The organism is Caulobacter sp. S45 (assembly GCF_009765965.1).
Lineage (GTDB): Bacteria > Pseudomonadota > Alphaproteobacteria > Caulobacterales > Caulobacteraceae > CAHJWH01.
In genome coordinates, this window is sequence record NZ_LMUL01000014.1 from 2,044,159 (window position 1) to 2,063,760 (window position 19,602).

Consider the following 19,602-nt stretch of genomic DNA (forward strand, 5'->3'; position numbering starts at 1 on the left):
TGCAGCTTGGTTATCGTCAGACGTTCACCGATTCCCTGGGATTCGACATGGCCGAACTCATTATCCCCACTCCGGCGCGTCCCGGCCTGCTCACCCCCTCCTACGCCTACAAGCCGTTCCGCTATCCCTGGGCCTACGACTTCTGGAAGCGCCAGCAGCAGGTCCACTGGATGCCGGAAGAGGTCCCGCTCGGCGAGGACTGCAAGGACTGGGCGGCGCGGTTGAACGACGGCGAGCGCAACCTGCTGACCCAAATCTTCCGCTTCTTCACCCAGTCCGACATCGAGGTGAACGACAACTACATGGAGCGGTACGCGCGCGTCTTCCGCCCCACCGAGGTGAAGATGATGCTGTCGGCCTTCTCCAACATGGAGACCGTCCACATCGCCGCCTACGCCCTGCTGCTCGAGACCATTGGCATGCCGGAGTCCGAGTTCGGCGCCTTCCTCGAATACGAGGCGATGAAGGCCAAGCACGACTACATGCAGGCCTTCGGGGTCGAGACCAACGCCGACATCGCCCGCACCGTGGCCATGTTCGGCGGCTTCACCGAGGGGCTGCAGCTGTTCGCCAGCTTCGCCATGCTGATGAACTTCCCGCGCTTCAACAAGATGAAGGGCATGGGCCAGATCGTATCCTGGTCGGTGCGCGACGAGAGCCTGCACTGCGAAGGCATGATCAAGCTCTACCACGCCTTCAACAAGGAGACGGGCTGCGTCACCAAGTCGGTCGCCGACGACATCGTCGACTGCTGCAAGACCGTGGTGGCGCTCGAGGACAAGTTCATCGACCTGGCGTTCGAGGCCGGCGAGATCGAGGGCATGACCCCGGACGACATCAAGCGCTACATCCGCTTCATCGCCGACTGGCGCCTGCGCCAGCTCGACCTGCCTCCCGTCTATGGGGTGCAGGAGAACCCGCTGCCCTGGCTCCAATCGCTGCTGTCGGGCGTGGAGCACGCCAACTTCTTCGAGGCGCGCTCCACCGAATATTCCAAGGCGGCGACGCGCGGCCAGTGGCAGGGCGCGGGCGGTGTCTGGTCGGAATTCGACAACCTGATGAGCCGGCGAAGCGAAAACACCCTGCCCGCCGAATAAGGCAAAGCTGACAGACGCGCCGGGTAGGCGTATTCAGGGCCCATCATGGTCCCGATCCCACCCGGCGAACTGGTCCTGTTCGACGCTCAGAACGGCGCGAAAATAAACGCGGCCGTCGGGCAGGTGCTGAACATCCGCCTCGGCGCCCGTCCGGGCACCGGCTATGGCTGGCGCGTGACCTCCGGGCCGCCGGCGCTCACCCCGATCAGCCAGAGCTACGATCCCCACGGCGCTCCGCCACCGCATATCCTCGGCCCCAAGGCGCTCGGACCGGGTCCAACAGATCCGCCGGTGGGCCAGCAGGTGTTCCGCATGCGCGTCGCAGGCCGGCCCGGACAGACCATCAAGCTGTCCATGGTCTACACCCGCGGGAACCTGCACATGACCCTGGCCAAGGTCTACCAGGTGAAAATCAAGGTGCTCGCCGCCCATCCGGCCTAGTTGGCCGGCGTGACTGGCGGGGCATCCGACCGCCACGGCCGGCGTTAGAGCTTCCATGTCAGTTTCCGAACAGGCCGCCCACATCGAACGGATCAAGCTCGCCAAGACGCCTTTCGCCGAGACCGTGCTCGTCTGCGGCAAGTGCGCCAGGAAGTTCCTCGGCGAGAAGAACGCCAAGGGCGTCGCCAAGCGGCTGAAGGCGGCGCTCAAGGATCGGCGCTGGGGCAAGGTGCGGGTGGTGGAGACCCGTTGCTTCGATCTCTGTCCCAAGCGCCGCCAAGTGCTGGCCAGCGGCCGCACCCTGGCCGAGCACCGGCTGGTGGTGGTCGAGCCGGGCTTCGATATCGACGCCGCCTTAGGGCAACTTCTGGGGCCGGTGGGGGACTGAGCGCCAAGCCGCGCCGTACTATCCCTCCAGCCCCACCGCCCCCAGCGCCTCGCCCTGCCGCTTGGCCAGGGCGGCTTCGGAAAAGCCCTGCACCGACGCCTCGAACAGCTGGCGCCAGTTCAGCTCCGCCTCCAGGTGCAGGAAGGCCGAGCCCAGGCCGATGGCGGCGCGGTCCATGAACACGAACTCGCGCGGAATCCGCACCGGCCCCTTGTCCTTCAGCGCCTGACGCACCTGGAAGGCCTCGCGCCGGCCATAGGCGCCGGGCTTCACCCCGTCGGCCACCGTGCGCACCCGGTCGTCGAGCAACGGGCCATAGATGAAGCGGGCCCACAGGTTCAGCACCTCGACCAGATCGTCCGAGATGCCTCGGAAGCCCCAGCTCTCGTAGGCGGCCTTCTGCTCGGCGCGGTCGTCGCTGGACAGGGCGTGGAACAGCCGCACCACCCCGGCCACGAAGCGCGGCGGGAAGATGCGCACGCAACCGAAGTCCAGCAGGTTCAGCCGCTCCGCCTCGCCGCCGAAGGTGTAGTTCCCCAGATGCGGATCGCCGTGGATCACGCCCAGCTTGATCATCGGGCCCCACCAGGCCTCGAACAGCAGGGCGGCGATGCGGTTGCGGGTCTCCAGCGGCGCGTCCTTGAACGCCATCAGCCCGCGCCCGTCCAGCCAGGTCATGGTCAGCAACCGCCGGGTGCAGAGCGCATCCACCGGCTCGGGCGTGCCGATGTCGGCGCGGCCCTCGAAGAAGCGGCTGTACAGGCGCATGGCCTTCACCTCGCGGGTGTAGTCCAGCTCTTCCCGCAAGCGATCGCCGATCTCGTCGACGATCTCCGACGGGTCCAGCGCCTTGTCCATGCGCCGGAACAGGGCGAACACGGCGCGGAGCTGGCCGAGGTCGCTCTCCACCGCGCTCTGCATCTCCGGGTACTGCAGCTTCACCGCCAGGCCGCGTCCGTCCAGCCCCGTCGCCCGGTGCACCTGGCCGAGCGAGGCGGCGGCGGCGGCGTCCAGATCGAAGCTCTTGAACTTCGCGGTCCAATCCGGCCCGAGTTCGGCGGCCATGCGACGGCGCACGAAGGGTCGGCCCATGGCCGGGGCGTTGGTCTGCAGCTCGGTCAGCTCCGCCGCCAGTTCGGGCGGCAGCAGGTCCGGCACGGTGGCGAACATCTGCGCCGCCTTCATCAGCGGCCCCTTGAGCTGCCCCAGGGCCGCCTTCAGCGCGCGGGCGTTGCGGACCTCGGTCTCATCCCCGCCGAACAGGCGATTGGCGCCGTAGGCGGCGCCCGCGCCCGCCAGCCCTGCGCCGACCTTGGCGAAGCGCTGCACTCGCCCGGTCAGGCGGTTGCGTTCGGGATCGGGGGCGTCGTCGGACATGGAACACAGCTAAGCACGGCGGCTTCGGACGAACAGCCCACGGCGCGGATTACCGCCCACGCAATGCATTTTGCGCCGGCGCCGGTGGGTCGCGTCGTTAACCTTAAGCGGTCCTTTACCTTAGACCCGGTAATTCCTGCCTAGCGCGGTCCCTTGGACATGACCGCCAGTGGGGCCGGGCGTTGGAGTCTTTCCTAAAAGCACTGCAGGGTTTCGGCATCGGCCGGCTCGCCGCCATCCTGGGCGCGGGCGCGGGCGTGGCCGCCGTCCTGGTCGCGGTGATGCTGCGCGTCGGCGGCGAATCCAAGTCGCTGCTCTACGCCAACCTCGACATGAAGGAGGCGTCCCAGATCACCGGCCAACTCGACCAGTCGGGGGTGAAGTACGAACTGAAGGGCGACGGCTCCACCATCTTCGTGGATCGCGACAAGGTCGCCTCCACCCGCCTGCTGCTGTCGGGCAAGGGCCTGCCGACCTCGGGCTCGGTGGGTTACGAGATCTTCGACAACGCCTCGGCGCTGGGCCAAACCGACTTCATCCAGAACCTGAACCGCCAGCGGGCCCTGGAGGGCGAACTGGCCCGCACCATCCATTCGATCCAGGGCGTCAGCTTCGTTCGCGTCCACCTGGTGATGCCCAAGCACCAGCTGTTCGAGGAAAACACCGAATCGCCCACCGCGTCGATCCTGATCGCCACCGGCGGCGGTCGCCTGGGCGCCGAGCAGGTGCGCGCCATCCGCAACCTGGTGGCCGGCGCGGTCCCCGACCTGAAGGCCGAACGGGTCAGCATCACCGACCAGCAGGGCGAACTGCTCGCCAGCGAAGGCGATTCCGGGGTCAGCCCCGACGGCGCCGGGGGCTCGGCCCGCGGCCAGGTCGAGGAGCGCATCCGCCGTTCAGTCAAGGATATGGTCGAAGGCATGGTCGGTCCCGGCAAGGTGCGGGTCCAGGTCTCCGCCGATCTCGACATGAACCGGATCACCACCCAGCAGGAGAAGTTCGATCCGGACGGCCAGGTCGTGCGCTCCACCCAGACCGCCGACGAGAAGTCCAACGAGAGCAAGCCCAACAGCTCGGGTGCGACCTCGGCATCCCAGAACGTACCCGGCGCCCAGCCCGCCGCGCCGAGCAGCAGCGACAGCTCCGTCGCCGGCAAGCAGGAGGAGACCACCAACTACGAAATCTCCAAGACCACCCGCAGCGAGGTGCAGGAACCCGGCAGCGTCAAGCGCCTGTCGGTGGCGGTGGCGGTGGACGGGGTCTCGACCCCCGCCAAGGGCGGCAAGCCCGGTCCCTACACCCCGCGTTCGGCCGACGAGATGAAGCACATCGAACAACTGGTCCGCTCGGCGGTGGGCTTCGACGCCCAGCGCGGCGACCAGGTCACCGTGGTCAACGTGCGCTTCGATCACGACCTCAGCGGCGCCGACGGGGTCAGCGCGGCCTCGCCCTTCACCTTCGACAAGAACGACATCATGCGGATCGCCGAGCTGGGCGTCCTGCTGGTGGTGGCGGGACTGGTGGTCTTCTTCGTGATCAAGCCGATGCTGAGCGGTTCGGGCGGCGGAGGCGGTCCGATGGTCACGGCCCTGAACATGACGCCGCGTCCGGGGTCTCCGGCGCCGGGAGGCGCCCTAACTGGACCAAGCGGGGAGATTCTGGCCCTGCCCAATCCCGAGATTGACGCCCGTATCGACATCGCCCGCATCGAGGGTCAGGTGAAGGCCTCGTCGGTCCGGCGAGTTTCCGAGTTCGTGGAAAAGCATCCTGACGAGTCGGTCGCCATCCTTCGCACCTGGCTGCACGAAGCCTGATGCTGCCGGCCCGCAAAAAAACCGTCGAGGACCCCGAACGGCTCTCCGGCCCGGAGAAGGCGGCGATCGTCCTGCTCGCACTCGGCGAAGACCATACCCGGCTGTGGGAGGCGCTGGACGAGGAGGAGATCCGCGAGATCTCCCAGGTGATGTCCAACCTGGGCACCGTCAGCGCCGGCGCGGTGGAAGGCCTGCTGGTCGACTTCGTCTCGGGCATGTCCAGCGGCGGGGCCATCATGGGTTCCTACGAACAGACCCAGCGTCTGCTCGCCAGCTTCATGGCCCCCGACAAGGTCGAGGCGCTGATGGACGAGATCCGCGGACCCGCGGGCCGGACCATGTGGGACAAGCTCGGCAACGTGAACGAGGCCGTGCTCGCCAACTACCTGAAGAACGAATACCCTCAGACCGTCGCCGTCATCCTGTCCAAGGTGAAGGGCGAGCACGCCGCCCGTGTGCTGGCCGCCCTGCCCGAGGACTTCGCCCTGGAATGCGTGCAGCGGATGCTGCGCATGGAGCCGGTGCAACGCGAGATCCTGGACAAGATCGAACAGACCCTGCGCACCGAGTTCATGTCGAACCTGGCGCGCACCTCCAAGCGCGACAGCCACGAGATGATGGCTGAGGTATTCAACAACTTCGACCGCCAGACCGAGGTCCGCTTCCTGTCCGCCCTGGAAGAGCGCAACCGCGAGGCGGCCGAGCGCATCCGCGCCCTGATGTTCGTGTTCGAGGACCTGGGCCGGCTCGACCCCGGCGGTGTGCAGACCCTGCTGCGCGCAGTGGACAAGGATCAGCTCGGCCTGGCCCTGAAGGGCGCCTCGGACGCGCTGCGGGAGATGTTCTTCTCCAACATGAGCGAGCGCGCCGCCAAGATCATGCGCGAGGACATGGAATCCATGGGTCCCGTCCGGCTCAAGGACGTCGACCAGGCCCAGATGGCCATGGTGCTGACCGCCAAGAACCTGGCCGCCTCGGGCGAGATCATGCTGGCCGGCTCCAGCAGCGACGATGAGCTGATCTACTGATGGCCGCTCCGCCCACCCCTTCGGTCGCCAGGCCCTTCACCTTCGACACCGTGTTCGACGGCGATCGGGTGATCGCGCCGCCCAAGCCTAAGCGCCATTTCTCCGCCGAGGAGGTCGAGGCCGCCCACGCCAAGGGTCTCGCCGAGGGCGAGCGCTCCGTCGTGGCCCGCGCCGAGGCCGAGGCCGCCCGCGCCCTATCGGAGATCGCCGCCGCCACGCGCACGGCGCTGGGCTATCTGAGCCAAATCTCCCACGCCAACCGCATCGACAGCGCCCGACTGGCCATGGCCTGCGCCCGCAAGATCGCCGATGCGGCGCTGGATCGTTTCCCCGAACAGCCAGCCGCCGAAGCCTTGGCCGCGCTCGGACGCGAGCTCGACGGCCATGCCCGCCTGGTGGTGCGCGCACGGCCCGAAGAGGCCGAGCGGATCGGCGAGGCGCTGCAGCGCATGGGCGACGGGCTCGGGCTTTCGGCCCAGGTCCTGGTCAAGACCGACCCAGCCCTACCCCGCGCCGCCTTCACCTTCGACTGGGGCGACGGCCGCGCGGCCTTCGATCCGCAAGCCGCCGCGGCCCGCGTGGCTGCAGCCCTGGAAACCGCCCTGGCGGCCGAAGGCCTGCACGCCGATCCCCTCGTCCCGACCCTGGAGACCGATCGATGAGCGACCTGACCCTCGAGGAATTCGAACCCACCGCCGCGCTGGTCGCGGTGGACGACGCCGAGGAGAAATCCGCCACCGACCTGGCCCCGGTGTTCGACGTCCCGGTCAATATCTCCGCGGTGCTGGGCAAGGCCCACATGTCCGTCGCCCAGCTGCTGAAGCTCGGCCAGGGCAGCATCCTGGAGCTGGACCGCAAGGTCGGCGAGGCCATCGACATCTACGTCAACAATCGCCTGGTCGCCCGGGGAGAGGTCGTCATCGTCGACGAGCACCTGGGCGTGACCATGACCGAAATCATCAAGGACGGCGATCAGGGCCTGTAAGGTCCGGAAGCTGAAGGAGAAAACCGATGCGGCTCTTAGTCGTCGGCCGTCTCAGCGGCCAACTCGCCCTGGCGGTGAAGATGGCGATGCAGACCGGCGCCAAGGTCGCCCACGTGGAGACCGAGGCGCAGGCGACCCACGCCCTGCGCGCGGGCCAGGGGGCGGACCTGTTGATGGTCGACTTCGACCTCGACATCGCCAGCCTGATCGCCGCCAACGAGGCCGAACGCATCCGCGTGCCGATCGTGGCCTGCGGCGTGGGCAACGACGCGCGCAAGGCCGCCGCCGCCATCCGGGCCGGGGCGCAGGAGTTCATCCCCCTGCCCCCCGACGCGGAGCTGATCGCGGCGGTGCTGGCGGCGGTGTCGGACGACGACCGGCCGCTGGTCACGCGTGATCCTTCCATGCAGGTGGTGCTGTCGCTGGCCGACCAGGTGGCGGCGTCGGACGCCTCGATCCTGATCACCGGCGAAAGCGGCGTCGGCAAGGAGGTGATGGCCCGCTACGTCCACAAGAAGTCGCGCCGCGCCGACAAGCCGTTCATCTCGGTCAACTGCGCCGCCATCCCCGAAAACCTACTGGAGTCCGAGCTGTTCGGCCATGAGAAGGGCGCCTTCACCGGCGCCCTGGCCCGGCGGATCGGCAAGTTCGAGGAGGCCGACGGCGGCACCCTGCTGCTCGACGAAATCTCGGAAATGGACGTGCGCCTGCAGGCCAAGCTGCTGCGCGCCATCCAGGAACGCGAGATCGACCGGGTCGGCGGCTCCAAGCCGGTCAAGATCGACATCCGCATCCTGGCCACCTCCAACCGCGACCTGGCCGCCACGGTGAAGGCCGGCGGCTTCCGCGAGGACCTGCTGTACCGGCTGAACGTGGTCAACCTGCGCCTGCCGCCGCTGCGCGATCGTCCGGCCGACGTGCTGGCTCTGTGCGAGCACTTCGTGAAGAAGTACGCCGCCGCCAACGGCCTGCAAGCCAAGCCTTTGTCGGCGGAGGCCAGGCGCCGCCTGGTGCTGCATCGCTGGCCCGGCAACGTGCGGGAGCTGGAGAACGCCATGCACCGCGCGGTGCTGCTCTCTCCGGGCGCCGAGATCGAGGAAACCGCCGTGCGCCTGCCCGACGGCCAGCCGATGTCGCTCGGCCCCGATCCGGCTCAGCAGACGGTCGCGCGCGCCACCCAGGCGGCCGAGAGCGCCTCGCGCGCCTTCGTCGGCCAGACGGTGTCGCAGATGGAGCAGCAGCTGATCCTGGACACCCTGGTCCACTGCTTCGGCAACCGCACCCACGCGGCCAACATCCTGGGCATCTCCATCCGCACGCTGCGCAACAAGCTGAAGGAGTACGGCGAGGCGGGCGTCAGCGTCCCCGCGCCCCAGGGCGCCTACGCGGCCTGACGCCATGACGGCGCGCGCCACAATCCCCCATCGCCGCGCCGTGCTTCTGGGCGCCGGGCTCGCCATCGGCGGGTTCGAAGGCGCATGGGCGAGCGGCGTCACGGCGGGCGAACTCGTCGCCATCGAACGGGCCTGCGGCGGCCGCATGGGCGTCTATGTACGCGACACGGGATCGGGCGGCCGCCTGCTCCACCGCGCCGACGAACGCTTTCCGATGTGCAGCACCTTCAAGGCGCTGATGGTGGGACAGGTGTTGAGCCAGGTCGACCACGGTCAGGTGTCCCTCGACAAGCGTATCGCCTACGGACGCACCGACCTGCTGCCCACCTCGCCCGTCACCTCGAAACATGTCGCCAAGGGCGGCCTGCCCCTGCGCGAGCTGTGCGCGGCGGTGATCGAATACAGCGACAATGGCGCGGCCAACCTGATCCTGCGCGAGATCGGCGGCCCCGCCAGTCTCACCGCGTGGCTGCGCGGTCAGGGCGACGCCATCACTCGGCTCGACCGCAACGAGCTGGCCCTGAATTCAGCCATTCCCGGCGATCCGCGAGACACCACGTCGCCCCTGGCGATGGGCGCGACGTTCGAGAGACTGACCCTGGGCGATATCCTGAAACCCGCCTCGCGGGACCGGCTCCAGGCCTGGCTCGCCGCCAACACCACGGGCGCGGATCGGCTGCGCGCCGGCCTGCCGGGACCCTGGACGCTCGGCGACAAGACCGGCTCCAACGGCGCCGACACCGCCAACGACGTGGCCCTGATCCGACCGCCGGGCCGCGCGCCGCTGATCGCCGCGGTATTCGTCACCCGCGCCACCTCGCAGGAAGCCGCGAATCACGCGATTGCTTCGGTCGGCGCGCTGATCGGGCGATGGAGACCGGCCCATGGCTGAACTCGCCCTGCCCAAGTTCAACATCTCCGCCTCCACGCCCAAGGACATCTGGGCGATCGTCGGCCGCGGCCAGGTCGCGCTGGCCCTGGGCGTGATCGGCATCGTCGTGCTGCTGATCCTGCCGCTGCCGGCGATGCTGCTCGACCTGCTGTTGGCGCTGTCGCTGACCACCGCCGTGCTGATCCTGATGACCTCCCTGCTGATCGGGCGGCCGCTGGAGTTCACCGCCTTCCCCACCGTCCTGCTAGCGACCACCCTGTACCGTCTAGGCCTGGACGTGGCCGCCACACGGCTGGTGCTGAGCCACGGGCACGAGGGCGGCGATCCGGCGGGCCATGTGATTCAGGCGTTCGGCCAGCTGATGATGGGCGGCAACTTCATCATCGGGGTGATCGTGTTCATCATCCTGGTGGTGGTGAACTTCGTGGTCATCACCAAGGGCTCGACCCGCATCGCCGAAGTGGCGGCGCGCTTCACCTTGGACGCCATGCCCGGCAAGCAGATGGCGATCGACGCCGACCTGTCCTCCGGCCTGATCAACCAGGAAGACGCCAAGCGCCGCCGCAAGGAGCTGGAGCAGGAAAGCACCTTCTTCGGGGCCATGGACGGCGCCTCCAAGTTCGTGCGCGGGGATGCGGTCGCCGGCCTGATCATCCTGGGCATCAACATCGTCGGCGGCATCCTGATCGGGGTGTTCCAGCACCACGTCAGCTTCGCCACCGCCGCCTCCACCTACACCGTACTGACCATCGGCGAGGGCCTGGTCAGCCAGGTTCCCGCCCTGGTGATCTCCATCGCCGCCGGCTTCCTGGTCTCCAAGGCCGGGGTCGAAGGCTCCGCCGACAAGGCCCTGGTCACCCAGCTCGCCACCAACCCGATCAGCCTGGGCATGGTGTCGGCGGCCTCGGGGATGATGGGGTTCGTGCCCGGCATGCCGCTGTTGCCGTTCGCGGGCATCTCGCTGGCGACCGGCGCCCTGGCCTGGAAGCGCTCCAAGGCCGCCGAAGCCGCCGCCATGCCGCCGCCGGTCGTCGCCCAGGCGGCGGCCGACGAGCCGATTTCCACCGCGCTGGCTATCGACGAGGTCAAGATCGAGCTGGGCTACAACCTGCTCGGCCTGATCAACGACCTGGACGGACGCAAGCTGACCGACCAGATTCGCGCGCTGCGCCGGACGCTGGCCGCCGACTACGGCTTTGTCATGCCGGCGGTGCGCATCCTGGACAACATGCGCCTGCCAAACCAGGGCTACGCCCTGCGGATCAAGGAGATGGACGCGGGCACCGGCGAGGTGCGCACCGGCTGCCTGATGGCCATGGACCCGCGCGGCGGCCAGGTCGAACTGCCCGGCGAGCAGATGCGCGAACCCGCCTTCGGCCTGCCCGCCACCTGGGTCGACGAGAGCCTGCGCGAGGAGGCCACCTTCCGCGGCTACACCGTGGTCGACCCGGCCACCGTGCTGACCACCCACCTGACCGAGGTGCTGAAGGACAACATGTCGGACCTGCTCTCCTATGCGGAGGTGCAGAAACTGCTGAAGGAGCTGACGCCCGACCAGAAGAAGCTGGCCGACGACCTGATCCCCAGCGTCGTCACCGCCACCACGCTGCAACGCGTGCTGCAGGCGCTGCTGAAGGAGCGCGTCTCGATCCGCGACCTGCCGCTGATCCTGGAGGGCGTGGGCGAAGCGGCGGCCCAGTCGGCCGGCGTCAGCAGCGTGGTCGAACACGTGCGTTCGCGACTGGCCCGCCAACTCTGCTGGTCAAACCGCGGCGACGATGGGGCCCTGCCGATCATCACCCTGTCGCCGGACTGGGAGCAAGCCTTCGCCGACGCCCTGATCGGCACGGGCGAGGACAAACAGTTGGCGCTGGCGCCCTCCAAGCTGCAGCAGTTCATCCGCTCGGTGCGCGAGACCTTCGACCAGGCGGCCCGGATCGGCGAAACCGGCGTGCTGCTGACCAGCCCCGCCATCCGCCCCTATGTCCGCTCCATCGTCGAGCGGTTCCGCGGCCAGACCGTGGTCATGTCCCAGAACGAGGTGCATCCCCGCGCGCGGCTGAAGACGGTGGGGCAGATCTAAGCCGGCCCGACCACCCGCGCGACGTCGCTGGTGCCGAAGGGCTTGGCCAGGACCGGCCGGTCGCGCCACGCCTCGGGCAGGCTGCCGGGGCCATAGCCGGTGGCGAAGGCGAAGGGCTTGCCGGCCGCCGCCAGCGCCTCGGCGATCGGGTAGCTCTGCTCGCCAGCGAGATTCACATCAGTGATGGCGAAGTCGAAGGCGTCGGGGTTCTGGCTCATATAGGCCAACGCCTCGGTCGTGCTCGCCGCGCTGAACACCGCCGTGTGGCCGAGATCGGCCAGCATATCCTCGAGCAACATGGCCACGAGCGCTTCGTCCTCGACGATCAGTATCCGCATCGGTGTGGTCGCTTCCCCAACTTGGCCTTCAGCCGTCCAGCTCGATCACCCCGGCGCGACCACCCTCGTCGCCGAAGGCGATCCGGCGGCTGTCCCCCGACATCGCGAGCGCGGAAACCCGCGCGCCCGCGCCAGCCTCCACCGCGACCGTCCTGCCACTCCGCAGGTCCGTCGTCCACACCCGTCCGTCGGCCAGGCCCGCCGCAATCACCCGCTCGCCCGGCGCGGCGGCCACAAGGACCACCTCGGCCCCCTCCTGATAGCCGACCTCGGACGCCTCCTTGCCCATGGGCCCATTGGCCCCGGCGAAGGGCCAGACCACCGCCCCGGCCGCCCCCGACGTCGCCAGCATCAGGCCGTCGGCGAAGAAGACCAGGCTTTTGACCTTGGACGGGTAGCCGCCCATCTTCATGTCCTTGCCGTCCGACAGCCGCCAGCCGTGTAGGGTGTTCTCCTGCATGGCGCTGACCAGGAACTTACCGTTCGGGCTCCAGGCGATCCCGATGTGGGAGCCCGCCCATTTCAGCGTCTGGGGCTTCTGGTCGGCAATACGGGCGTACCAGAGCATGGCCCCGCCATAGGTCGCCGCAGCCAGCCGCCGGCCCTTGGGCTCGAACGCCACCGCCGCGACCGAACGCTCATGCCTGAAGCTGCGTGCAAAGGCCGGATCGCCCGCATCGCATACGTGCAGGTCTCGTCCCACGGCGAAGGCGATCAGGCCTGAGGCGGGACTGGCGTCGATGGCGTCCACCCACCGGCTTCCCCCTGCATAGACCTCGGTGCAGCTTTCCGCATCGGTCCAGCACACTCGCCCGTCGTCGCCGCCCGTCAGCACCCCGCGCCCGGATGGGTGGGGGACGCTGCACAGAGCTGCGCCCTTGTGCGCCTGGCGCCTCTCCAGGCCCGGCCCACGCACCGTGCCGTCGCCCAGGACGAAGTAGGCCTGACCGGCGCCGTCGAAATGGGCGGATACCGCCTGGGCGTCATACTGAAACGGACTCATCGTATTTCCCAACGCCAGACTCGATATTCATGCGGAAGCAGGTCTTTACATCTCGCAAGTTACGCGCAAAAGGTCCTCCAAAGCGCCTGCGAAGCGGGCTATTTGGGAGTCCCAGGTATATGGGTGCGCAGCTTTCCGGTCCCTCGGGCGGGTCCAAATTCACCGTCGCCACCAATTCCGACATGAACGTCACCCCGCTGGTGGACGTCATGCTCGTGCTGCTGATCATCTTCATGGTCGCCGCCCCTCTGGCCACCGTGTCGATCAAGCTCGACCTGCCGCCGGCCCTGCCGAATTCCGTCAAGCCGCTCAAGCTGCCGACGGTCATCTCGCTGCAAAAGTCGGGCGCGGTGTTCATCGGCCCGCGCGAAACCCAGCTGCCGACCCTGATCGGCGATCTGGTCAGCGCCCTGTCGGTCCCCCATCCCCAGGACGAGACGGTCTATATCCGCGCCGACAAGGAAGTGAAGTACGACGCCTTCATGACCATCCTGAACGACCTGCAGAAGAACGGCTTCTACAAGGTGTCGCTGATCACCGAAGATCGCGTCTGATTCGATCCGCGCCTTAGCGGTCTCGCTGTTTTAGACGTCCCTGCGAAACAGGGGTTAGGTTCGCCGCATTGGCTTGCGGATCGAACCTGACCTGTTGTTTCCAGGGACGTTTTCGTACCTGCCGTCAGGCTTCGCAGCTCGTCAGGCCCGCCTGCAGCTTGGCCCGATCCAGGTTGCGGCCGATGAAGACCATGCGGCTGTAGCGCCGTTCATCGTCGCGCCAGGGCTTCTGTAGGTCGCCCTCCAGGATCATGTGCACGGCCTGGAACACCAACCGCCGTGTCTCGCCCTTAACATCCAGAATGCCCTTGGTGCGCAGGATGTCGGGTCCCTGCGCCTGGAGCAGCTCGTTCAACCAACGCGTCACCTTTTGGCCGTCGATCGGTCGTTCCGAGGTGATGGAGACCCCCTGAATATCCTGATCCTCGTGCGCGTGGCCGCCATGCTGGTGGTCGTGCCCATGATCGTGGTCGTGGTCGCAATGCTCGTCATGGACGTGGCCCGCGTCGCCATGCGCCGGATTGAGGAAATCCGGCTCCAGGCTGACCATCCGGTCGAGATCGAAGCCGCCCCGTCCCAGGATCGCGTCGAGCGGAACATCGGATCGCACGGCGCGATGGATCGGCGCCAGGGGGTTCATCGCCCGCAGACGCCGTTCGACCTCGGCAAGCTCCGCCGGCTCGACCAGATCGGTCTTGTTGAGCACGATCTGGTCGGCGAAGGCCACCTGCTCGCGCGCCTCGCGGCTGTCGGCCAGGCGCAGCAGCACATGCTTGGCGTCAACCACCGTGGTGACGCTGTCCAGCCGGGTCTTGGCGCGCACGTCCTCGTCGACGAAAAAGGTCTGGGCGACCGGACCGGGGTCGGCAAGGCCGGTCGTCTCGATCACGATGGCGTCGAACGCCCGCTTCCCAGGCGTCTGGCGGCGCATCAATCCCGTCAGCACCCGGATCAAATCGCCCCGCACGGTACAGCAGACGCAACCGTTGTTCATCTCGAACACCTCCTCGTCGGTGTCCACCACGAGGTCGTTGTCGATGCCGATCTCGCCGAACTCGTTGACGATCACCGCATAGCGGCGCCCGTGATCCTCGGTCAGGATGCGGTTCAACAGGGTGGTCTTGCCGGCGCCGAGATAACCCGTGAGCACGGTGACGGGAATCTGGGCCAAAGCGGTCTGCGCGGCCTCGGCGGTCAGGAGCGATGCGTCTGTCATGGCGCTCATGTGTAGTCTCCCCGCCCCGAAGGAAAGATGGCGAAACCAATAAACGGTTTTGTCTTTGGACGCCGACGTCCATACTTTGGTGAATGCCACGCGCTCTCGGCCAAATCGACGTTCGCAAGCACGAAGCCATCCTCGACGCCGCCGTCGAGGTGCTGGCCGAACGCGGCGTCCATGCGCCCATCGAAGAAGTCGCCCGTCGCGCCGGCGTCTCCAAGCAGACTATCTACAACCACTACGGCTCCAAGACCGAGCTGGTCCGCACCCTGGTCGAGCGACGGCGCAGCCGCATCACCACCCCGTTGGATCGCGCGGCCCCCGGCGATCGGGTGGAAGACACTCTGACCTCGTACGCCCAGGCCATACTCGAACTGATCGTCTCGCCGAACTCGATCCAGCTCCTGCGCATGGGTGTGACCAGCGCCAGCGAGATGCCGGACCTGGCGCGCACCATCTATGACGCTGGGACCCGCGCCTCACGTCGCCGGCTTGCGGAATTCCTCGCCAGCGCCTCACGCACGGAAGTGGTGGTGGACGATCCGGTGCAGGCGGCGGACGTCTTCCTAGGCATCGTGACCGGCGGTGTACAGATCCGCCTGCTGCTGGGTCTGGAGACAGAAATCCCGCAGGAGGACATCCCCGCGCGTGCACGAGATTGTGCGCACCGGTTCGTTCGGGCCTACGCACCTTAATGAACTCCCCGAAAAGCGGCCGCCCCAAGCGTCAGATCGCGTTCGACAGCCGTTGGCAGATGCTGTCGAGCTGCTCCAGGCTAGCGTAGCGCACACGCACCTCGCCTACCCCATCGCGATCCACGATCTCGACCGCCAAACCTAGCGTGTCGGAAAGGTCCTGTTCCAGGGCGCGCGTGTCGGCGTCCTTGCCCGAGGGGCGGCTCGCTCCGGACATCCGGCTCGGCGCACGATCCACGCGATCCTGGGCCTTGCGCGCCAGCGCCTCGGCCTGGCGTACGCTCAGCTCGCCCTCGACGATGGTGCGCGCCAGATGGCCGGGATCGGGCGAGGTGGCGATAGCGCGGGCGTGACCGGCGGACAGCCGACCCGTCTCGACCAGTTCGCGCACCTGGGTCGGCAGGTTCAGCAGGCGCAGCATGTTGGCGATGTGGCTGCGGCTCTTGCCGACCGACTTGGCGATGGCCTCCTGGGTGCGGCCGAACCGGTCCATCAGCACCCGATAGCCCTGCGCTTCTTCCAGCGGATTCAGGTCCGCACGCTGGATGTTCTCGATGACGCCGATCTCGGCGACCTCGGCGTCGTCGAAGGCGCGCACGATCACCGGTACGGTGTGCAGGTTGGCGCGCTGCGCCGCCCGCCAGCGGCGCTCACCGGCGACGATCTGGTACTCGCCGGGCGCGCCGGGCGCGGGGCGCACCAGGATCGGCTGCAACACGCCGCGCTCCCGGATGGAGTTCGTCAGTTCTTCCAATTCGGCTTCAGCAAAGATACGTCGCGGCTGATCGGGATTGCGCCGCAGAAGTTCGACCGGTGTCTCCATTGGCGACACCGCCACGCCGCGCTCCTCGGCCGATATCGGCGCGGGGTCGGCCTCCCCCAACAGGGCCGACAGGCCCCGACCCAATCCTCTGCGACTGCTTGCTTCCGCCATCATGGTTCCTTAAGCGGCGCTGACGGCGGTACGGCGCGACTTTTCACGCGCGATCAGCTCGCTGGCCAATTTCATATAGGCTTGGCTGCCGGCGCATTGGAGGTCGTAGACCAGCACCGGCTTGCCGAACGACGGCGCTTCGGAGACCCGCACGTTGCGCGGTATGACCGTCTGGTAGACCTTGTCGCCGAAGTGCGCCCGGACATCCTGTTCCACGTGCAACGATAGGCTGTTGCGCCGATCGTACATGGTCAGCACTACTCCCTGGATCTCCAGCTTGGGATTGAGGCTTCCGCGCACCAACTCCACAGTCCGCATCAGCTGGGTCAGTCCCTCCAGCGCGAAGAATTCACACTGCAGCGGCACGAGGACGGCGTCCGCCGCCGTCATGGCGTTGACCGTCAGCAGGTTCAAGGATGGCGGGCAGTCGATCAGGATGTAGTCGTAGCTCTCTCCACCCGACCCAAGCGCGGCGATGGCGTCGCGCAGGCGATAGCTGCGCCGGGCCTGCGTTCCGAGTTCGATCTCCACGCCCGAGAGGTCGGCGTCCGCAGGCGCCAGGTCCAGGCCCGGCACGGAGGACGGGACGATCGCCCCAGCCAAGGGCTGCTCCGCGACCAGGACGTCATACATGGTCGATCTACGGGCCGTCTTCGGTACGCCCAAGCCCGTGGACGCGTTACCCTGGGGATCGATGTCGAGCAACAGGGTCCGCCGGCCCACCGCCGCCAAGGACGTGCCGAGATTGATCGCCGTCGTCGTCTTGCCCACGCCGCCCTTCTGATTGGCGATCGCGAGCACCCGAGGGCTGGCGGAGATTTCAGGCACGGCTGAGCCTTTCGATCCGGACGATACGCCCAGAGGGGTCGCTTTGACTGGACAGAAGTTCGGCATGGAACTTCCAGTTTTGGCGAGCTTCGGTCAACTCGGATTCGATGTTTTGACCCTTCAGGAACACGCCTTTCGCACCGCCGCGGAAAAGATGTTCCGTATAGCCCAGCAGGCGTGGAAGTGGCGCGCACGCCCGCGCGGTTACGACCTCGAGAGCGGTCGGCGTCGATATCTCTTCAGCTCGACCGTGATGGATATCCGCCGGAAGGGCCAAGGCCTCGCACACCTCGGAAAGAAAGCGGACACGCTTGCCCATGCTTTCGATCAGATGGACGCGCGCGCCCTCCTTGCCCTTCAGAAGTATGGCCAGAACTATACCTGGGAAGCCTGCGCCGGCGCCCACGTCCGCCCAACGTAGAGCCAAGGGTTCCACGTGCAACAATTGGGCGCTGTCGTAGGCGTGCCGTAGCCAGAAGCCCGCCAACGCCGAAGGGCCGACGAGATTCATGTGCGCGTTCTGGACGTCCAGCAGCGCGCGGAACCGCTCCAGGTCGGCCATCTGCCCGGACGTAGCCTCCGTCGCCTGGGCGAACGCCTCCGCCCCGAACGCCGGGGCTGCGGACTCAAGCGGCTCCGACACGGCGTCGAACATGTGCGAGAAGAGCGGTGAGCGCACCCGGGGTCACGCCTTCGATGCGTCCAGCCTGGCCGAGCGTGGTCGGCCGCACAGCCTCCAGCTTCTCGCGCGCCTCGCCCGACAGGCCGCCGATGGCGCGATAGTCGAGCCCGGTCGGAAGCAACAGGTCCTCGTCACGGCGGAAAGCAGCGATATCCGCGCTCTGGCGACCCAGATAGCCGTCGTAGATCGCGTCGATCTCGACCTGCTCACGCACCGTCTGCGACCAGTCCGAAAGCTCGGGCCAGACGCCGATCAGGGCTTCGAAGCGGATGTCGGAATGGGCGAGAAGTTGGGTCAAGGTTCGACGCCGCCCGTCCGTATTCACCTTGGCCCCCAGCGCCTCGACCTCGGCGGTGGACAGCGACAGCTCACGGCTGCGCACGCGCGCGGCGGCCAGCGCCTCCGCCTTACGTCCGAAGAGCTCCGCCCGCGCGGAGCCCACTAGGCCGAGGTCGACGCCACGCGCTGTGAGCCGCTGGTCGGCGTTATCGGCCCGTAAGGTCAGCCTGAATTCAGCCCGGCTGGTGAACATCCGGTAGGGCTCGGTAACGCCACGTGTGACCAGATCGTCGATGAGCACGCCGATGTAGGCTTCGTCGCGCGCGAACGTCTCCCCTGCCCCACCGCCAGCGATCCGCGCGGCGTTCATGCCGGCGATCAGACCCTGAGCGCCCGCTTCCTCGTAGCCCGTGGTGCCGTTGATCTGGCCAGCGAGAAACAGGCCGCCGAGCCGTTTCATCTCCAGGGTCGGTTCCAACTCGCGCGGATCGACATAGTCGTACTCGATGGCATAGCCGTAACGGCGGACATCGACCCGCTCCAGACCCGGGATGGTCCGCAGGAAGGCGAGTTGGGTCTCGGCGCTCACCGAGGTGGATATCCCGTTCGGATAGACGGTGTCGTCGTCCAAGCCCTCGGGCTCAAGGAAGACCTGGTGCCCGGTCTTGTCCGCGAAGCGGACCACCTTGTCCTCGATCGAGGGACAGTAACGCGGCCCGATCCCCGTCGCCCGGCCGCCATAGACCGCCGACTCGCCCAGCCGCTCGGCGATTATCCTGTGGGTCTCGGCCGTCGTGGTGGTGATCCCGCACGACACCTGGGCCGTAGTGATGGAGGTCGTCAGGTAGGAGAAGGGCGAAGGCGTCTCATCCCCGTCCTGCCGCTCGACCGCGTTCCAGTCGATGGTGCGGCCGTCCAGTCGCGCAGGCGTGCCGGTCTTCAATCGACCCATCCGCAGGGCCAGCCCGTAGAGCCGCTTCGATAGCCCGAGGGCCGGCTTGTCGCCGAAACGACCTCCGGGGATACGCTCCTCCCCGCGAAGAATCACGCCATCCAGGAAGGTGCCCGTGGTCAGGACGGTGCAGGCGGCGCGCACCGCCTCGCCGGAGGCGAGCACCACGCCCGCGACCCGACCCCCGTCGACGATCAGGTCCTCGACCGCCGCCGCCTGGATCGACAGACCAGGGATCTCCCCAAGTGCGCGGGCCATCGCCTGGCGATAGAGCTTACGGTCGATCTGCGCGCGCGGCCCGCGCACGGCAGGGCCCTTGGATCGGTTCAGCAGCCGGAACTGAATCCCGGCCTCATCCGCCAGCCGACCCATCAGACCGTCGAGGGCGTCGATCTCGCGGACCAGGTGACCCTTACCCAGACCCCCGATCGCAGGGTTGCAGGACATCTCGCCGATGGTGTCGAGGCGATGGGTCAGCAGCAGCGTGCGAGCACCCATGCGCGCCGAAGCCGCCGCGGCTTCGCATCCCGCATGCCCGGCGCCAACGACGATCACATCCCACGAGACCGCGGTGCTCACGACAACTGATCCAAGATGACCTGACACCCGCGTTCCACGT

Annotated in this window: 20 protein-coding genes; 12 read left to right on the top strand and 8 right to left on the bottom strand. The window is 67.6% G+C overall.

The window, feature by feature from the left end; translation table 11 throughout:
* The first annotated feature begins 47 nt into the window (after positions 1 to 47).
* The 3 genes from GSQ87_RS16555 to GSQ87_RS16565 are packed head-to-tail and all read left to right on the top strand — an operon-like array spanning position 48 to position 1,926.
* Entirely contained in the window at positions 48 to 1,097 is a 1,050-nt protein-coding gene (locus GSQ87_RS16555) for a ribonucleotide-diphosphate reductase subunit beta (protein WP_158916432.1), read from the top strand.
* Positions 1,098 to 1,142: 45 nt separating this feature from the next.
* Positions 1,143 to 1,538, top strand: a complete 396-nt coding sequence (locus GSQ87_RS16560; RefSeq protein WP_158916433.1) for a protease inhibitor I42 family protein — start codon at positions 1,143 to 1,145, stop codon at positions 1,536 to 1,538.
* Between the two features lie 55 nt (positions 1,539 to 1,593).
* Positions 1,594 to 1,926: a (2Fe-2S) ferredoxin domain-containing protein gene (locus GSQ87_RS16565; RefSeq protein ID WP_158916434.1), complete on the top strand. Its 333-nt coding sequence runs from the start codon at positions 1,594 to 1,596 to the stop codon at positions 1,924 to 1,926.
* 18 nt (positions 1,927 to 1,944) lie between these two features.
* On the opposite strand, the gene GSQ87_RS16570 is transcribed toward GSQ87_RS16565, so the two are convergent.
* Positions 1,945 to 3,303, bottom strand: a complete 1,359-nt coding sequence (locus GSQ87_RS16570) for an AarF/ABC1/UbiB kinase family protein (RefSeq protein WP_158916435.1) — start codon at positions 3,301 to 3,303, stop codon at positions 1,945 to 1,947.
* A gap of 182 nt (positions 3,304 to 3,485) precedes the next feature.
* Here GSQ87_RS16570 and fliF point away from each other — a divergent pair, with 182 nt between their 5' ends.
* Genes fliF through flhA form a run of 7 tightly spaced genes read left to right on the top strand, consistent with a single transcriptional unit; the run spans position 3,486 to position 11,499 of the window.
* Positions 3,486 to 5,117 (top strand): flagellar basal-body MS-ring/collar protein FliF, encoded by a 1,632-nt coding sequence (gene fliF, locus GSQ87_RS16575; protein WP_158916436.1) that lies wholly within the window; start codon positions 3,486 to 3,488, stop codon positions 5,115 to 5,117.
* Positions 5,117 to 6,145: a flagellar motor switch protein FliG gene (gene fliG, locus GSQ87_RS16580; protein ID WP_158916437.1), complete on the top strand. Its 1,029-nt coding sequence runs from the start codon at positions 5,117 to 5,119 to the stop codon at positions 6,143 to 6,145. Before fliF ends, fliG begins: the two co-directional genes overlap by 1 nt.
* Entirely contained in the window at positions 6,145 to 6,807 is a 663-nt protein-coding gene (locus tag GSQ87_RS16585; RefSeq protein ID WP_158916438.1) for a flagellar assembly protein FliH, read from the top strand. The genes fliG and GSQ87_RS16585 overlap by 1 nt, the downstream gene beginning before the upstream one ends.
* Entirely contained in the window at positions 6,804 to 7,130 is a 327-nt protein-coding gene (fliN, locus tag GSQ87_RS16590) for a flagellar motor switch protein FliN (RefSeq protein WP_158916439.1), read from the top strand. Before GSQ87_RS16585 ends, fliN begins: the two co-directional genes overlap by 4 nt.
* A 26-nt stretch (positions 7,131 to 7,156) precedes the next feature.
* The gene (locus GSQ87_RS16595; protein WP_158916440.1) at positions 7,157 to 8,524 is read left to right on the top strand and encodes a sigma-54-dependent Fis family transcriptional regulator; all 1,368 of its coding nucleotides are present in this window, start codon (positions 7,157 to 7,159) and stop codon (positions 8,522 to 8,524) included.
* A gap of 4 nt (positions 8,525 to 8,528) precedes the next feature.
* The gene (gene bla / locus GSQ87_RS16600; protein ID WP_158916441.1) at positions 8,529 to 9,416 is read left to right on the top strand and encodes a class A beta-lactamase; all 888 of its coding nucleotides are present in this window, start codon (positions 8,529 to 8,531) and stop codon (positions 9,414 to 9,416) included.
* Positions 9,409 to 11,499, top strand: coding sequence for a flagellar biosynthesis protein FlhA (gene flhA, locus GSQ87_RS16605; protein WP_158916442.1), 2,091 nt, complete (start codon positions 9,409 to 9,411; stop codon positions 11,497 to 11,499). Before bla ends, flhA begins: the two co-directional genes overlap by 8 nt.
* Here flhA and GSQ87_RS16610 read toward each other — a convergent pair.
* Together GSQ87_RS16610 and GSQ87_RS16615 are read right to left on the bottom strand one after the other, a co-directional pair.
* Positions 11,496 to 11,837: a response regulator gene (locus tag GSQ87_RS16610; RefSeq protein ID WP_158916443.1), complete on the bottom strand. Its 342-nt coding sequence runs from the start codon at positions 11,835 to 11,837 to the stop codon at positions 11,496 to 11,498. The genes flhA and GSQ87_RS16610 overlap by 4 nt on opposite strands.
* A 28-nt stretch (positions 11,838 to 11,865) precedes the next feature.
* Positions 11,866 to 12,840 carry a WD40 repeat domain-containing protein gene (locus GSQ87_RS16615; protein WP_158916444.1) on the bottom strand — a complete coding sequence of 325 codons (975 nt, stop codon included), beginning with the start codon at positions 12,838 to 12,840 and terminating at the stop codon, positions 11,866 to 11,868.
* A 119-nt stretch (positions 12,841 to 12,959) separates the two neighbouring features.
* On the opposite strand from GSQ87_RS16615, the gene GSQ87_RS16620 reads away from it, so the two are divergent.
* A complete protein-coding gene (locus GSQ87_RS16620) occupies positions 12,960 to 13,394 on the top strand; it encodes a biopolymer transporter ExbD (RefSeq protein ID WP_158916445.1) in 435 nt (144 codons plus the stop codon).
* A gap of 124 nt (positions 13,395 to 13,518) precedes the next feature.
* Here GSQ87_RS16620 and GSQ87_RS16625 read toward each other — a convergent pair whose 3' ends face one another.
* Positions 13,519 to 14,610, bottom strand: coding sequence for a GTP-binding protein (locus GSQ87_RS16625; protein WP_158917807.1), 1,092 nt, complete (start codon positions 14,608 to 14,610; stop codon positions 13,519 to 13,521).
* A gap of 92 nt (positions 14,611 to 14,702) precedes the next feature.
* Here GSQ87_RS16625 and GSQ87_RS16630 point away from each other — a divergent pair, with 92 nt between their 5' ends.
* Entirely contained in the window at positions 14,703 to 15,308 is a 606-nt protein-coding gene (locus tag GSQ87_RS16630; protein ID WP_158916446.1) for a TetR/AcrR family transcriptional regulator, read from the top strand.
* Positions 15,309 to 15,339: 31 nt separating this feature from the next.
* Here GSQ87_RS16630 and GSQ87_RS16635 read toward each other — a convergent pair whose 3' ends face one another.
* Genes GSQ87_RS16635 through mnmG form a run of 4 tightly spaced genes read right to left on the bottom strand, consistent with a single transcriptional unit; the run spans position 15,340 to position 19,562 of the window.
* Positions 15,340 to 16,242, bottom strand: coding sequence for a ParB/RepB/Spo0J family partition protein (locus GSQ87_RS16635; protein ID WP_216839362.1), 903 nt, complete (start codon positions 16,240 to 16,242; stop codon positions 15,340 to 15,342).
* Between the two features lie 9 nt (positions 16,243 to 16,251).
* A complete protein-coding gene (locus GSQ87_RS16640; RefSeq protein WP_158917809.1) occupies positions 16,252 to 17,061 on the bottom strand; it encodes a ParA family protein in 810 nt (269 codons plus the stop codon).
* Between the two features lies 1 nt (position 17,062).
* Positions 17,063 to 17,725: a 16S rRNA (guanine(527)-N(7))-methyltransferase RsmG gene (gene rsmG, locus GSQ87_RS16645; protein ID WP_158916448.1), complete on the bottom strand. Its 663-nt coding sequence runs from the start codon at positions 17,723 to 17,725 to the stop codon at positions 17,063 to 17,065.
* Entirely contained in the window at positions 17,697 to 19,562 is a 1,866-nt protein-coding gene (mnmG, locus tag GSQ87_RS16650) for a tRNA uridine-5-carboxymethylaminomethyl(34) synthesis enzyme MnmG (protein WP_158916449.1), read from the bottom strand. The genes rsmG and mnmG overlap by 29 nt, the downstream gene beginning before the upstream one ends.
* Between the last annotated feature and the right edge of the window lie 40 nt (positions 19,563 to 19,602).

What these genes read in the sequence shown, in the direction of transcription:
- GSQ87_RS16555 (WP_158916432.1), top strand. Translation starts at nt 48, where the DNA reads ATGGCCGAACTCATTATCCCCACTCCGGCGCGTCCCGGCCTGCTCACC.
- GSQ87_RS16560 (WP_158916433.1), top strand. Translation starts at nt 1,143, where the DNA reads ATGGTCCCGATCCCACCCGGCGAACTGGTCCTGTTCGACGCTCAGAAC.
- GSQ87_RS16565 (WP_158916434.1), top strand. Translation starts at nt 1,594, where the DNA reads ATGTCAGTTTCCGAACAGGCCGCCCACATCGAACGGATCAAGCTCGCC.
- GSQ87_RS16570 (WP_158916435.1), bottom strand. Translation starts at nt 3,303, where the DNA reads ATGTCCGACGACGCCCCCGATCCCGAACGCAACCGCCTGACCGGGCGA.
- fliG (WP_158916437.1), top strand. Translation starts at nt 5,117, where the DNA reads ATGCTGCCGGCCCGCAAAAAAACCGTCGAGGACCCCGAACGGCTCTCC.
- GSQ87_RS16585 (WP_158916438.1), top strand. Translation starts at nt 6,145, where the DNA reads ATGGCCGCTCCGCCCACCCCTTCGGTCGCCAGGCCCTTCACCTTCGAC.
- fliN (WP_158916439.1), top strand. Translation starts at nt 6,804, where the DNA reads ATGAGCGACCTGACCCTCGAGGAATTCGAACCCACCGCCGCGCTGGTC.
- GSQ87_RS16595 (WP_158916440.1), top strand. Translation starts at nt 7,157, where the DNA reads ATGCGGCTCTTAGTCGTCGGCCGTCTCAGCGGCCAACTCGCCCTGGCG.
- bla (WP_158916441.1), top strand. Translation starts at nt 8,529, where the DNA reads ATGACGGCGCGCGCCACAATCCCCCATCGCCGCGCCGTGCTTCTGGGC.
- flhA (WP_158916442.1), top strand. Translation starts at nt 9,409, where the DNA reads ATGGCTGAACTCGCCCTGCCCAAGTTCAACATCTCCGCCTCCACGCCC.
- GSQ87_RS16610 (WP_158916443.1), bottom strand. Translation starts at nt 11,837, where the DNA reads ATGCGGATACTGATCGTCGAGGACGAAGCGCTCGTGGCCATGTTGCTC.
- GSQ87_RS16615 (WP_158916444.1), bottom strand. Translation starts at nt 12,840, where the DNA reads ATGAGTCCGTTTCAGTATGACGCCCAGGCGGTATCCGCCCATTTCGAC.
- GSQ87_RS16620 (WP_158916445.1), top strand. Translation starts at nt 12,960, where the DNA reads ATGGGTGCGCAGCTTTCCGGTCCCTCGGGCGGGTCCAAATTCACCGTC.
- GSQ87_RS16625 (WP_158917807.1), bottom strand. Translation starts at nt 14,610, where the DNA reads ATGACAGACGCATCGCTCCTGACCGCCGAGGCCGCGCAGACCGCTTTG.
- GSQ87_RS16630 (WP_158916446.1), top strand. Translation starts at nt 14,703, where the DNA reads ATGCCACGCGCTCTCGGCCAAATCGACGTTCGCAAGCACGAAGCCATC.
- GSQ87_RS16635 (WP_216839362.1), bottom strand. Translation starts at nt 16,242, where the DNA reads ATGGCGGAAGCAAGCAGTCGCAGAGGATTGGGTCGGGGCCTGTCGGCC.
- rsmG (WP_158916448.1), bottom strand. Translation starts at nt 17,725, where the DNA reads ATGTTCGACGCCGTGTCGGAGCCGCTTGAGTCCGCAGCCCCGGCGTTC.